The organism is Salinispora tropica CNB-440, from assembly GCF_000016425.1.
Classification (GTDB): Bacteria; Actinomycetota; Actinomycetes; order Mycobacteriales; family Micromonosporaceae; genus Micromonospora; species Micromonospora tropica.
In genome coordinates this window covers 1,301,886-1,315,268 of sequence record NC_009380.1, presented here as the reverse complement: position 1 = coordinate 1,315,268, position 13,383 = coordinate 1,301,886, and the positions used below count along the sequence as shown (strand labels likewise).

Annotated in this window: 9 protein-coding genes and 4 pseudogenes; 6 read left to right on the top strand and 7 right to left on the bottom strand. The window is 68.2% G+C overall.

All coding sequences use genetic code 11. The annotated features are described in order from the left end of the window. Positions 1 to 337 precede the first annotated feature (337 nt). Positions 338 to 946 (bottom strand): TetR/AcrR family transcriptional regulator, encoded by a 609-nt coding sequence (locus tag STROP_RS05905; RefSeq protein ID WP_011905075.1) that lies wholly within the window; start codon positions 944 to 946, stop codon positions 338 to 340. Between the two features lie 109 nt (positions 947 to 1,055). On the opposite strand from STROP_RS05905, the gene STROP_RS05900 reads away from it, so the two are divergent. Continuing rightward, a complete protein-coding gene (locus tag STROP_RS05900; RefSeq protein ID WP_011905074.1) occupies positions 1,056 to 2,663 on the top strand; it encodes an FAD-dependent monooxygenase in 1,608 nt (535 codons plus the stop codon). A 29-nt stretch (positions 2,664 to 2,692) separates the two neighbouring features. Here the strand turns inward: STROP_RS05900 and STROP_RS05895 are convergent, their stop codons facing one another. After that, positions 2,693 to 4,327 (bottom strand): methyltransferase domain-containing protein, encoded by a 1,635-nt coding sequence (locus STROP_RS05895; protein WP_011905073.1) that lies wholly within the window; start codon positions 4,325 to 4,327, stop codon positions 2,693 to 2,695. Between the two features lie 67 nt (positions 4,328 to 4,394). Between STROP_RS05895 and STROP_RS05890 the strand changes: the two genes are divergently transcribed. After that, positions 4,395 to 4,988 carry a helix-turn-helix domain-containing protein gene (locus tag STROP_RS05890; RefSeq protein ID WP_230582468.1) on the top strand — a complete coding sequence of 198 codons (594 nt, stop codon included), beginning with the start codon at positions 4,395 to 4,397 and terminating at the stop codon, positions 4,986 to 4,988. A gap of 316 nt (positions 4,989 to 5,304) precedes the next feature. On the opposite strand, the gene STROP_RS05885 is transcribed toward STROP_RS05890, so the two are convergent. After that, positions 5,305 to 5,976, bottom strand: coding sequence for a TetR/AcrR family transcriptional regulator (locus STROP_RS05885; RefSeq protein WP_043535227.1), 672 nt, complete (start codon positions 5,974 to 5,976; stop codon positions 5,305 to 5,307). 87 nt (positions 5,977 to 6,063) lie between these two features. Here STROP_RS05885 and STROP_RS05880 point away from each other — a divergent pair. Next, positions 6,064 to 6,827: pseudogene (locus STROP_RS05880) on the top strand (saccharopine dehydrogenase NADP-binding domain-containing protein); the annotation flags it as partial. A 133-nt stretch (positions 6,828 to 6,960) separates the two neighbouring features. On the opposite strand, the gene STROP_RS05875 reads toward STROP_RS05880, so the two are convergent. Next, entirely contained in the window at positions 6,961 to 7,644 is a 684-nt protein-coding gene (locus STROP_RS05875; RefSeq protein WP_011905069.1) for a TetR/AcrR family transcriptional regulator, read from the bottom strand. Positions 7,645 to 7,896: 252 nt separating this feature from the next. Beyond that, complete coding sequence (locus STROP_RS05870) at positions 7,897 to 8,898, bottom strand: NADP-dependent oxidoreductase (RefSeq protein WP_011905068.1); 1,002 nt, start codon at positions 8,896 to 8,898, stop codon at positions 7,897 to 7,899. A 544-nt stretch (positions 8,899 to 9,442) separates the two neighbouring features. Between STROP_RS05870 and STROP_RS25575 the strand changes: the two are divergent. Next, a pseudogene (locus tag STROP_RS25575) lies at positions 9,443 to 9,672 on the top strand (IS3 family transposase); the annotation flags it as partial. A 583-nt stretch (positions 9,673 to 10,255) separates the two neighbouring features. Further along, positions 10,256 to 11,038 carry a hypothetical protein gene (locus tag STROP_RS05865; protein WP_011905065.1) on the top strand — a complete coding sequence of 261 codons (783 nt, stop codon included), beginning with the start codon at positions 10,256 to 10,258 and terminating at the stop codon, positions 11,036 to 11,038. A gap of 164 nt (positions 11,039 to 11,202) precedes the next feature. Here STROP_RS05865 and STROP_RS05860 read toward each other — a convergent pair whose 3' ends face one another. Then, positions 11,203 to 11,907 carry an MBL fold metallo-hydrolase gene (locus tag STROP_RS05860; protein ID WP_011905064.1) on the bottom strand — a complete coding sequence of 235 codons (705 nt, stop codon included), beginning with the start codon at positions 11,905 to 11,907 and terminating at the stop codon, positions 11,203 to 11,205. Between the two features lie 293 nt (positions 11,908 to 12,200). Continuing rightward, positions 12,201 to 12,689: pseudogene (locus STROP_RS26320) on the bottom strand (FAD-dependent monooxygenase); the annotation flags it as partial. A 56-nt stretch (positions 12,690 to 12,745) separates the two neighbouring features. Here STROP_RS26320 and STROP_RS05850 point away from each other — a divergent pair. Beyond that, positions 12,746 to 13,095: pseudogene (locus tag STROP_RS05850) on the top strand (TetR/AcrR family transcriptional regulator); the annotation flags it as partial. Positions 13,096 to 13,383 lie beyond the last annotated feature (288 nt).

Here is a 13,383-nt window from a genome sequence, read left to right as displayed (position 1 = left end):
CTCTCCGCCCACCAGGTCGGTCTACGCACCCACCCTGCGGTCACCTCGGGCGGTCCATTCGGTGCGACCACCCACGCCCATCCCAGAACCCATCCGGGGCCAGGCCGTCCTCGCCCGGGGCAGTCGGATCACTAACTCACGGCCGGCTGCGTACTACGCCCCCTTGGCCAGACCTGCCAGCTATGCCCCTGATGCTGGCGAGACGCAAACCGCCGATTCGGGTATACGGCGACGCCAGCAGGGCAGGAAAGGGGCTATCCGGCAACAGGATCGTGAATGAATTTTTCCAGGGGCAAAACGCCCTGGCCCGGCCCGTCGATTGCGACCCAACGATTCATCAACGCTGCCCCGCCGCAGCGCCGCCCAGCGTTCCGCTGATCAGCGCTTGGGCAGCCTGACCGTACGAGTCAGCGTCGAGGCGGGGGTCCCAGGAGCGTTGCAGGATGAAGCCTTGAATGATTGAGATCAGGACCTGTGCCGCGGCATCCGCGTCGATGCGGACGCCGCTGTCGACACAGCTGACCTCGATGCTCTCCCGAAGCGCGGCGCGGGCACGCCGCAGGCCTTCCTGCATCCGTTCGGCGAGGGCTGGATCGCGGAGCGCCTCCCCCCACGCCTGCACCGCCAGCCGCATCCGCTCGTCGATCTGTTCGAGGGCGAGCAGCGCCCGCGGGAGCGTAGCCAGCAGGTCGGCGACGGGGCGACCGGCCTGAACACCGTCACGGACCACCGTCTCGATCACGCTGATCGCCTCCAGGGAGATCGCCATGACGATGTCGTTCTTGGTGCGGAAGTAGCGGTAGACGGCGCCAAAGGACAGGCCGGACTCATCCACCACGTCCTGCATGGAGGTGCGGTGAAAGCCGTCGCGGGCGAAGCGGGTCGCGGCGGCCGACAGGATCTGCCGGCGGCGGGCGGCACGGTGGTCTTCGGAGACTCTCGGCATCCGCTCATCGTAAAGCGAGCGCTCCCTCTTGACGTTGCCCAGGCGGAGGCGCACGCTAAAAGAGCGAGTGCTCGCTTTTTCATTAGTCGTTCGCAGAGAGGTGCACGACATGCCACACCCGCAGGTGCTGATCGTCGGAGCCGGCCCCACCGGGCTGGTCCTCGCCGCCCAACTGAACCGACTCGGTGTCGACATCCGGATCATCGACAAGCACGCCGCCCCGCTGGAGCTGACCAAATCCGCCGCGCTGCACGCCCGTACGCTGGAACATCTCCGTGATCTCGGGGTGGCCGACGGGATCCTCGCCGAAGGGCAGCGGGTCGACGTGCTCACCCTGCGCACGAGTCACCGCGACCGACTCAGCGTTGACTTCCGCGTACTCGACGACACGGCATACCCGCACATAGTCGACATTCCGCAGTACCGCACCGAACAGATTCTCATCGACCACCTGACCCGACACGGCGTTGCGCTGCACCGCAGCACCACCCTGGCCGGCCTCACGCCGACCGACAGCGGAGTCACAGCCACCCTCACCACGCCGGACGGCGGCACCGAAACCGTGACCGCCCGATGGATCGTCGGCTGCGACGGCGCGCACAGCAGGGTTCGAGACCTCCTCGGGATCGACTTCGACGGCAGCACGTACAGCGATCCGTGGGTACTCTGCGACGCGGTGGTGGACTGGCCGTTGCCCCGTAACGAGATGACCTTTTCCAGCGACGGCAGTGGGATCTACGGAGTCTTCCCCCTACCCGGGCGACGGCGGTTCCGGCTGGCGTACACCCAGACCATCGACGCCACCGGGCGGCCCGTGCCACCCACCCTCGACGACGCGCAGGCGGCCCTGTCCCGTACCGGCATCCCCGCCACCATCGAATCCACCGACCAGTTCTGGACCTTCAATCTGTCCCGCAGGCAGGCGACCACCTACCGCAAAGGGCGGCTCTTCCTGGCCGGCGACGCCGGGCATGTCCACACCCCGTTCGGTGGCCAAGGGCTCAACCTCGGCATGGCCGACGCGATCAACCTGGGCTGGAAACTCGCCGCGGTGATCGCCGGCCGCGCCCCGACCGCGCTACTCGACAGCTACCAGGCCGAACGGCATCGCATCGGTCGGCAGGTCGTCACCTTCACCCACCTCGGCGCGGAGGCGATGCTGTTGCGGGGCGACCCGCGCCGGCACCTGCGTGACATCGTGCTGACCGGGCTACAGGCCAGCGCACCGGCCCGCCGGCTGCTCGCCCACCGGCTGTCCCAGCTCGGGCACAGCTACCGCGGCACGGCCGGGGTGACCGGTCGCATGGGCGGCCTGCACGGTGGGGACCGCCTACCCGACCCGACGCTGTTCGACGGGATCACCCACCGACCGCAGCGCCTACACGACCTACTCGCCACCGACCCCCACACCCTCCTGCTGACCGCGCCGAAGCCGGACGCGACACTGACCACGCGGATCAATGGGCTGGCCGATGCGCTGGCCCGCCGATGGCCCGGTGCGGTGGAGCTGCGGTTGCTGACGCCGGCCTGGCAGGTAGCCCAGACCGCGCGCGCCCAGGTTCCGGTCCTACTGGACCGGGGCCGTAACGCCCAGAAGCTGTACGACGCCGGTGCCGCGGCCTTCGTGATCCGGCCGGACCGGCACATCGGCTACGCCGGCTCACCGGAGCCGAGTCGCATCGAGCAGTACCTGTCTACCGTGCTGACAAAAGCTTGAGCCGCGTTCCCGGACCGTGTCAGCTCGATCTATGACGCCCCGAGGTGGTCACCGCCCAGCAGACCACGGCCAGGATCGCCAGCCGTCGTACGGCGGGCCCGCAGGACCACGTCGTGGACGTGGTGGGACGCGGAGGCCGCCCCTGGGGGTCGGAGTCGCTTGTCGTGTACCTCGATGTCCCAGCCGACTGAGCCCGCGAGCGCGGTGGCGAAGTCGTCGACACGGAGGTATGCGTCCGGGTCGAACGGTGGCATGTGGGCCGAATCGAGCGACGTACGACTCGGCGCACGATCGTGGCTGACCACGAGCAACGTGCCACCGGGGGCAACGGCATTCAACAGATTGTGGATCCCCCGCCCATCGGGTGTGCGAGGGATGGAGGCGTACTGCGCAGACACGAGTTCGAACGCCGCTGACTCGAAGGCGTCCAACGCGTTCGCGTCCGCCCGATGGCACTCGACGGGGAGACCCCGGTGCCGGGCTACCGCGCTGACGTGGTCCAGCGCGCGCGGCGAGATGTCACTCGCGGTAGCCTTCCATCCCTGTTCGGCAAGCCAGAGCGCGTCGGCGCCCTCGCCAGCCCCAACATCGAGCGCGCGGCGTGGCGTGAGGCCCGTGACCTCGTGGACGAGAGTGCCGTTCGGGTTGCCGCTCCAGATCTGGTCGCTACTGTATCGATGATCCCAGTCCGCCTGGTTCGAAGGTGGTTGCGCCGTGGCCCGGCTGTCGTCGTGGGCGAGACTCCAGCTGATCGCGGCACCGACCTGGCTGCCGTGGGCGGCGGCCTGCAGTAGCTGCTGGCTCGGGTCGGTCGCGTTGCCTGCGGCATAGAGGCCGGGAACTGCAGTCGCCCCGGTCGCGTCCGTTTCCAGGAAGCGCCCGAGCCCGGTGGGGTGCGAGGCCGGTTGCAGACCGAGCGGCGCGAACGGTTCGGCGCGTACGTGGAACCGTGGCGTCACCACGACCGTGTCGGCGTCGATGTCGTCGTGGTTGGCGAGTCGGACGGCTTCGATACGACCGACGTCATTGGTGGTGAGCCCGGTCACGAACCCCGGTACGACGGCCACACCGCTGGCCCGCAGAACATCGACCTCGGCCTCCTCCACAGGGACATCGCCGTGGAGCACGACGGTGAGCTGCGCACTGAGGTGACGAAACAACTCGGTCGTGCGCAGCCCTCCCGGATGGGTAACGATCTGGACTATGCGCCCGTCTCGGACCTCAAAACCGCGACCGAACGGAGAGTGTATGACGTCACGGCCCCAGTGCTGATCAAGATCGTCGATGTCCGGAAGCTCGTCCACCAGCCCGATGGCCGCGAGGGCCCGACGAGCGATGATGGAGTGACCGCTGGCGAGTTCGGCCCGAAAGCGACCATCCGGCATGCGGGTGATGCGTTCCACGTGACCGGTCAGCACCTCGACGCCGTAGCTGCGGGCTTCCTCACGGCCGGTAGCGAGGATCTCGGCTGGCGGGACGCCTTCGCGGCCGAGGTAGCCGTGCAGGCGCTCGGCGGGAGCGTCGCGGGACGCTCCATCATCGATCACGATCACCGACCTGCGCTGGCCCGCGAGCTGAAGCGCGGCGGCGAGGCCGGCAGCCGATCCGCCGATGACGGCGACATCGCAGCGACGTTCGATCGGCGGGAAGGTTCTATCACTCATGCTGTCGAAGCTACAATCGATCGCAGAAGGTGCAACGCCTCTTGCATAATGCGCAAGACTCGGGAGGATGATGTCGAGACTCAACGAGATCGAAAAGGTGATCCGAACTCGGCTACGGGCTCTTCGCACCACACTGGGCTTCTCGCTCGATGAGCTCGCCGCTCGTACAAACCTGAGCCCCTCGACCATCAGCCGGATCGAGACCGGCAAGCGGACGATCAGCCTCGATGTCCTGCTGCCACTGGCGGCGGCGCTCCACGTCGACCTCGACTCTCTTCTCGACGTGCGCAACGACGAGGACGTCGTCATCCGTCCGATGCCGGACCGTGGCGGCGAGCGTACGACGTGGATGTTGAGCCGGCCGAACGGCCGCACCATCGCGTTGAAAGTCCGGCTCGAACCTACACGCAAGACGCTGGAGCAACGAGTTCACCCTGGTCATGACTGGTTCTTCGTCCTGGAGGGACGAGTGTGCCTATCACTCGGCGACCGCGAGATCATAGTCGAGGCCGGCGAAGCCGCCGAGTTCTCAACCATGACACCGCACGCCTTCTCCGCGATAGACGGCACGGCTGAACTGATCATGATTTTCGATCGTGACGGCGAGCACGCCCATCTCCGCGAGAGCAGCCGCCGCAGCCCGACGAGTCAGAGCTCCTGACACGATCTTTGGTTGCGCTGTTTGGTCATGCGTCTGAACTCTGAGGGACCGCCCTGTCCCCGCTGCGGGATTCACCGGCAAGCCCGGGCCGCACTCACCGCACACGTCGTCGATCGGCCCGACGACGCGGTGCGGTCGGCTCCTGACCGCGAAGGCCCGCAGATCCACGACGCCGCGGGCGGGCGTGGCCCTCGTGATCCAGCCCCGGGTGTGAGGCCTCAGGGCCGTAGGGCACGCGGGCACGGCCCTGGTAGAGGTTGACGCAGGCGGCATCAGCGGTAGACGTCGACCGACCTGCCAGGGCGGGTCCCCTGCGCTACGGCAGCGTCGTGAGCAGGCGTTGCAACGCGTTCGCGGCCCAGTCCTGCCATCGCGTGTGTTCCCAGCCCTGATGGTGCACGAGCAGGTGGTATGTCTCGGGGCTGAGAATGGCCAGGGCGGTGTCGGCGGCCACGTCGACGGTCATGCCGGCGGGCAGCGGTGTCTTGCGGGCCAGCGCGTCGGCGAAGACGCGTTGGACGGTGAGCCGCTGCTCCAGGTTGGTAGCCCACGCCTCGACCAGATCCGCGTCGGCGGTGGCCGCGCCGCGTACGACATCCAACAGTGGTGCGGCGCGCCGGTAGATGTCCGCGGCACCGGCAACCTGCCGGCGGATCTGCTCGCGCGGATCCGGGTCGGCCAGCGCGGCACGCACCCAAGGCCGCTCAAGTGTGGGAACGGGTTCGTCGTCGCCGGCGATGGCCAGGTCGAGGGCCGCGGTGAGGATGGCCCGCTTGGTGCCGAAGCTGTAGTAGACGCTCTGTTCGCTCACGCGGGCCCTGGCGGCGATGGCCGCGATGCTGGTGGCGCCGTAGCCGGCAGTGGTGAACAGCTCGGTGGCCGCCGCCATGATGCGCGCCCGGGTGGACCGGGATCGCGCGGTTCTGCCGTCCTCGTTGTGTGTCTTCGCGGGTGCCTGCCGGCCTCCGCGGCGTGGTGTCGCGCTCACCCGCACGACTATAGCGAAACTACAGAAATATTATTGTAGTGTGACTACTAAATCTTTGGACACCACACCACGAGAGGCGGTCGCCCGATGAACCGGATCCTCGTCCTCGGCGGATACGGCGCCGTCGGCCTGCACGCCGCGCCTGCGCTGGTCGCGCACCTCCCCGCGACGGACGTGGTGGTGGCCGGCCGTAACCCACACTCGACAACGCGCGGATCGCCCGCGCCTGCCTGGAGCGAGGGATCCACTACGTGGACGTCTCGGCTTCCCACCAACTGCACGTCGAGATCGAACAACTGGACGAGCTCGCCGCCCAGCGGCAGGCCACAGCGGTCCTTAGCGTCGGACTGGTCCCCGGGGTCAGCAACCTGCTCGCCCGACACTGCGTCGAACAGTCAACGACACGGCAGGTGCACATCGGCGTGCTGCTCGGTTCCGGCGAACGACACGGGCCAGCGGCACTCGCCTGGACTCTCGATGGGCTGGGCCGCCTACACGGCTCGTGGGCAATGCGTTTTCCGGCTCCGCACGGCGAGCGAACCGTCCATCGGTTCCCGTTCTCCGACCAGTACACGCTCTCCACCACCCTGAATGTCGCCGCGAGTACCGGCCTGTGCCTGGACTCCCGGCTCGCCACCGCGCTGTTGGCAGCCGCCGGGCAACCCGGCATCGCCCGGCTGCTACATCGCCCCTGGGTCCGCCGCATCATGCTGGACGCGCTGGCCAAGATCAAGGTCGGCGGTGACGGATTTGCCGTCACCGTCGACTCCGGTACCAGTCAGGCAAGCTTCAGCGGTTCCCAACAAAGCCGCGCCACCGGGCTCGCTGCCAGCGGATTCCTTCTCGACCTTCGGAGCTGACCCGAAATCCGCACCAACCCGCCGTGGCACGGAAACTCGGAGGTAGCGTATGCGGTTCGCGCACCTCGTGTGGCCACAGTCGCCGCACCCCCACGGCGTCCGCCGCACCAGGACGCGCCGGTCGTCATCGAGATTGACCCAGCGCGCAGGCACCGTTGACAAGCAACTCGATGCCCTGGGCGTAGTAGATGTCGGGGTTGGCGCACATGGTCAGCGGCGTTGCCGCGGCGACGACATGGGGATGGCGTTCGGGCGCCAGGGCCAACAGGCGAGCCCGACGGCTACGGATCAACTGTTCCTGACCCTCGATGTCGTGCGGGATACAGCTGCGCCCAGGCTCACTGGCAACCAGGGCGACGACCCCGCTCAGGAGGTAGTGGCTCGTGGCCGCGGCGAGACCGCTGGGGTGACCGAGCGCGGTGAGCTGGGCGAGGAGTTGTTCGGCAAGGTCGATGCCCGAATCGCACTCGAGGATGCGGCGGGCGGTGATGGGGGCGATGGCAGGGTGTGCCCGCAACGCCTCGACGAAGGCGGTCAACACCGCCCCCAGATTGGTCCGACTATCGCCAGCTGTCAGGTCGGGGACCTGGACGCTGTCGAGCAACGCCTCACCCAGGGCGTCCAGCAGCGCCTCCTTGTCGTCGAAGTGGGCATAGATCGCCATGGCGGTCACACCGTGCCGGTGGGCCAGCTGCCGGATCGTGACAGCCTGTAGCCCTTCGGAGTCGGCCAGTTCTGTCGCGCTGGCTATCAGGGTGGCCCGGGACAGCGGAGTCCTGGCTCTACGCGGTGAGGTTGCGGAGGTCATCGCCGTCTCCTTCACGTTCCAGCCATGTCTAGCACGTCCGGCTCCACGCGCCCGGCCAGGTCACTCCGTGCTGCCGGGGATGTATCCGGTGGTGCGTGCCGACTCGGGGCCATCGAGCCGGCACCTGTGGAAATCGTGTCGGCCGGGAACCTCGACCTTGGGTGACCAGCCGCCGAGCCAGGTCCGGGCCGCGTCCCATCGTCTGTCCGGACCTGGCCGCCGGCGGTTGGCCAACTACCTGATGGCGACGGATCAGGGCATCGCAACGATGATCTTTCCCTTGGCGTGGCCACGCTCGAGGCGGGCGAAGGCGTCCGCGATCTCCTCGAAGGGGAAGACCTGGTCCGTCACCACCTTCAGGTTCCCACCGTCGACGAGGTCGGCCAGAATTCGCAGATCGGCACCGCTAGGGTGCATGAACAGATACCGGTAGGTGACCCCGTGCGCCTTGGCCTGCCGCCGGACCTTGCCACTGAGCAGGTTGAACAGGGCACCGACCAGTGGACCGGCGCCCAGGTCCTTGGCTGAGTTCCGTTCGGGCACTCCCGCGACGGACACCACCTTGGCTCCGGGACGGACAATGGCGAAACTGTCCGCCAGATCCTGACCACCCCGGAGGTCGAGAACCGCGTCGTAGTCCCGCAAAACGTCTGCGAAGCTGGTCGTCTGGTAGTTGATGACCGTCTCAGCACCGAGTGACCGCACCAGATTCTCACCCCCGGGCGAGGCGGTCGTGGCGACCTGGGCGCCCATCCATGCCGCGAGTTGGATGGCGAGTGTGCCCACGCCACCCGCACCGCCGGAGATGAAGATCCGTTGGCCCTTTTCGATGGTGAGCTCGTCCCGCAGGGCCTGTAGCGCGGTGAGGCCGGCCAGGGGAAGCCCGGCGGCCTCGGTGAAGTCCAGCGACTGCGGCATCGGGGCGACGAGGTCCGCCGCGACAACCGCATGGGGGGCGAAGGCGCCCAGCTTCATGACGTCGACGCGGGTGAACACCCGGTCCCCGACGGCGAGGCCGGTGACGCCGGGCCCGACGGCTTCCACCACGCCCGCCAGCTCGCTGCCGGCCACCTTCGGCAGTTTCATCCGGGCGATCATCCGCATCTTGCCGTCCCGGATGTGGTAGTCCACCGGATTGAGGCCTGCTGCCCGTACCCGAATCAGCACCTCACCGTGCTCGGGCGTGGGCGTGGGCACGTCCATGAGTCGCATGACGCTCGGGTCGCCGTACTTGGTCTGTACGTATGCCTGCACTGTCGTCTCCACTTCACGTGAATGGCATGACCGGGCCCTCCCGACCAGGCTTTACACCGTACATGTACGTGATACATATACAACGTATATGTAATCGCCGTCACCAGGCGGGCGGCGCACCGAGAGCACCACCCCACGGGGGTACACCTCGGCGAGGTGGTTGAAACCCGACTGCTCGGGGGTGCACGGCGGTCACCGCGACCGGAGGTGGCGGTGACCGCATCCAGGGCGGCACCCCGCTTCCCACCCCGTAGCCGGCCCGAGCCGGTCCGTCTCGGCGACGAACGGAACCACTCGCCCGGCCTCGCGGGCTGACACCTCGACCGAACCGCGGCAGGTAGCGGCGTCAGCGGCGCTGACGGTGGTGGTGGGGGCGGCGGTACGGGCCACTCGGGATCAGGCACTCGTGGGTCGGCGGGCCCTGTTCGACGCCCTCAACGCGCCGCCCTGGCCAAACGTGCCGTTCGCCGCCAGCCGCATCGGCACCCACCACGGTCGGCCACCCGGCGCACCGTCCAGGTCCTACCCGCCCCACCACATGGGCGGATCGATGGGCCGCGTCGACGCGGCCGGCGACAACTCCACCATGGATCCTTCATCGGCCTCCTGCAGAACGTCCTCAACCGGCGATCATTGACCACTCGCCAGCAACTACGGATCGCGACCGTGACGTGGGTCGAACGGACCTACCACCGCCGCCGACGCCGACGGTCGCTGTCCCGGTTGACCCCTGCGATGGAGCGTGACGTCCTCAAGCGATCCGTGGTCCCGTAGATCGAGGAAGCGATGGGTCGGTGAGCGTAGCCGCCGTCATCGCTTCCCAGCGAACAGAAACGAGGTGCCCACGCAGTGACCTGCCGAGCCCTCGGCGTGTCGCGGTCCTGGTCCCACAAGTGGCGTGATCGGCCGCCTACACCCCGGCGGGACCGTCGGGTCCCGCCGGCCGATACGGCGCGCAGGGTCTTCGAGAACTCCGGCGGCACCTACGGCAACCCGTGTATCGGGACACCGGCCTGGTCATCGCGGCCCTGAACATGGCCGCGGTCACATGCGCCCGGTGGTAGATGCGCCAGTCCGTGGGCCGGGGTTGGGTCGTGCTTCGAACGCCTGCGACAGCCACCCGCCAATCGACTGCAAACGGTAGCGGCATGGGCCTGGAGGATCAAGCCGCATAACAGAGCCCTCCACGCTTACAGGGGAATTGACACATGTCACTCATTCGCGTGATGATCGCAGGCGCCGCGGGGGGGGGCTTGCCCAAGCCGATTTCGGCAGTTGGGTGGTCCGGCGCCGGGGTTTCGAAAGATGTCGACACACCGGCCACGTAGCGCAACCTCGAGCGAGGGAGATCGATATTTTGGGTACCATCACACGCCGGTCCCTGCTGGCCGCCGGCGCGACAGGGCTGCTGTCCACGGTTGTTGGGGCGTCGCCAGCGCTGGCCGAACCGGTCGGGCCGATCCCGCCGTCACTGGTGACCAGGTACGGACTGGACACCCGGTGGTATGGCAAGTACGTCGACGCGTGGGGACTGCCGGTCTTCGGTCCGCACCACCTGCAGGACGCGACCCTGGTACGGATGCGGAACCAGCTCGGGACCTTACTGTGGACCTACCCGTACTGGCCCGTGCCCGAGTTGGACCGGCAGAACGTCCGCCTCGTGGTCGTCGCCCGAGGTGAGTACATGAGCGCGATCCCCGAGGTGTACCAGCAGTTCGGCACGACCATGGACGCCCGGTACTGGGCCGGATTCGGCGCCACCCCCTCCTTCCCGCTGTCGACCTGCACCGAGAGCAACGTGCTGGACAACCAGGGGCGGGCGAACTACTTCGTGCACGAGTTCGGACACACCCTGGATCTGATGGCCCTGCGGAACATCGACCCCGCGATGGCCCCCGAGTTGTCCAGTGCGTGGAGCAACGCCCGCACCCACGGTCTGTGGACGAACACGTACGCGGGAACGGATATCAAGGAGTACTTCGCCGTGGGGATCCAGAGCTACTTCGGAGTGAACTACCCCGGACCGCCCGGCGGCGACGGCGTGCACAACGACATCAACACGCGGACGAAGTTGCAGGCCTACGACCGGCCCCTGTTCAACCTTTTCGACCGCATCTACCGAGGCGCGGTGCTGCCGTGACGACCAGCACGTCGGGGTGGCAGTCGCCGAGCACGCCGGCACAGCCGGCACCGGCGGCGAAGGAGGCCTCATCCCGGTCCGCGTGCACCTCGTGCGATGAGGACCTACTGTCTCACTCCTTCTCGTTCGTGGAACTGGCTGAACCGCCGGCCGCCGGGCCGGGCCTAACGATGGTCGGGGGCCGCCGGGCCGAACCGGCGTAGCACCGAGCGCGCCGAGGCCGGCTTGCCGTGCCCGAACAGCAGCCGGCTGGGCGTGCGGTCCAACAGGTCCTGTACGCTGCGCCGCACCTGGTCCGGGTCCTCGGCCAGAAACGGCAGTCCGGGCCGGTCCCGGCGCAGCATTCCGCCGGCTAGCAGGTCACCGACGAACGCCTTCCCGTCCGGCCGGTGCAGCAGGGTGACCGAGCCGGGGGTGTGGCCGGGGGTGTGCAGTACGGTCAGCGGCGCCCCGTGCTCGTCCAGACGGGTGCCGTGGTCGAGCACGATGTCCGGGGTGAACGCCGGGAAGCTTGGCCGCAGTATCCGGCGCAGCAGGTGACCGAAGGGTCGCTGCGCGTGGTAGAGCACGCTGGTGCCGGTGGCGGCCCAGTCCAACTCGGCGGCGTGCACGGCGACCGGCACCCGCAACTGCCGGCGTAGCTGCGCGGCACCGCCGGCGTGGTCCGGGTGGCAGTGGGTGAGCACGATCAGGGAGATCTCGTCGGGGTCGACACCGGCGCGGGCCAGCCGCCGAAGCAGGGTGCGTTCCTGCCCGGCGGGACCGGTGTCGACCAGCACGGTGCGGGCTGCGCGTACCGCGTAGGCGGTCGACTGCAGCAGGTCGACGGTGACCAGATCATCCCGCTGGGTTCCGCGCCGCCGGTTCACCGCTGTCCGCCCGGCGCGCCGTGGCGCACACCCTGGCGTGCGGTGGGCACCGCCGGGTCGTCGAGCAGCACAGTGGACAAAAATCGCTCGATGCGGTCCCGGTCCGGGGGGCCGACGTAGCCGAGGTGTCGGTCGGGCCGGATCAGATACGCCACCGCACCCGAACCGTACAGGTCGCGGGCGGTGCGGCCCCGGTCGAGGATCACCGGAACCCGCGCACTCGTGGCCTGGGCCACCTGCCAGGCCGGGGTCAGCAGCCGCACGTCCACCGCGCCGGGCCAGCGGCGGGTCACCGCGCCGTCGCAGCCCACGACCCACTGGGCCGTGATGGTCTCTGCGCCGCCGTCAGGGGTGGTGACCCGGGCCGTGACCTCGCTGCCGGCCGGGGTGAGATCAACCAGCGTGGCGCTGCGATGCAGCGGAACACCAAGCTGTGCCAGATGCCCGATGAGAATGTGCTCGGTACGGTTCTGCGGGATGTCGACCATGTGCGGGTACCCGGTGTCGTCGAGCACGCGGAAGTCAACACTGAGCCGGTCACGGTAGCTGGTTCGCAGGGTGAGCACATCGACCCGCTGCCCTTCGGCGAGGATCCGCTCGGCCACCCCGAGATCGCGGAAGTGCTCCAGCGTGCGGGCGTGCAACGCCGCGGACTTGGTCAGTTCCAGCGGGGACACGTGTTTGTCGATGATTCGGATCTCGACACCAAGCCGGGTCAGCTCAGCGGCGAGGACCAGACCGGTCGGACCGGCCCCGACGATCAACACCTGAGCGCGTGGCATGTCCTTCACCTCTCTGCCTTTAGGCATTAAAAAGCGAGTGCTCGCTCTCTTAGAGATTGCACCGGCCCTGTCCAGCCGTCAAGAGGGAGCGCTCGCTTGAGGCTGTACGCACGCCACGAGTCTCCGAAGACCACCGCACCGCCTCCGCCACCAGATCCTGTCGGCCGCCGCCGCCCGCTTCGCCCGCGACGGCTTCGACCGCACCTCCATGCAGGACGTAGTCGACGAATCCGGCATGTCGTTCGGAGCCGTCTACCGCTACTTCCGTACCAAGAACGACATCGTCATGACGATCTCCCTGGAAGCGATCGGCACGGTGGAGACGGTGATCCGCGAGGGCGTGCAGGCCGGCCGTCCTGTCGCCGATCTGATGGCCGTACGCCTGCGCGCGCTACTCACCCTCGAACACCAGGCCGGTCCCGGTCCAGGCGACGCCCGCCGCAAGGCGTTCCGTCGGGGAGTTGTGCCGTGCCGAGCACGCCGTCACACGGCTGACGGGACCGCTCGCCCGATCTCGCGGCTGGCACCTCGACCGAGTCGCAGCCGGTAGCGGCGTCAGCAGTCGTGACTGCGCACCGCATTCAGCGACAGGACTTGCCGTCATAGCGGTCCGAAGGGGAGGCCGTCGACGGTCGGCGGCAGGTAGACAGGCGAGTTGGTTGAAAACCCTCCAGCAATAAGGTAAACCTGAGTC

Bases quoted from the DNA above. Each gene is read 5' to 3' on its own strand.
- STROP_RS05905 (WP_011905075.1), bottom strand. From the start codon at position 946: ATGCCGAGAGTCTCCGAAGACCACCGTGCCGCCCGCCGCCGGCAGATC.
- STROP_RS05900 (WP_011905074.1), top strand. From the start codon at position 1,056: ATGCCACACCCGCAGGTGCTGATCGTCGGAGCCGGCCCCACCGGGCTG.
- STROP_RS05895 (WP_011905073.1), bottom strand. From the start codon at position 4,327: ATGAGTGATAGAACCTTCCCGCCGATCGAACGTCGCTGCGATGTCGCC.
- STROP_RS05890 (WP_230582468.1), top strand. From the start codon at position 4,395: ATGATGTCGAGACTCAACGAGATCGAAAAGGTGATCCGAACTCGGCTA.
- STROP_RS05875 (WP_011905069.1), bottom strand. From the start codon at position 7,644: ATGACCTCCGCAACCTCACCGCGTAGAGCCAGGACTCCGCTGTCCCGG.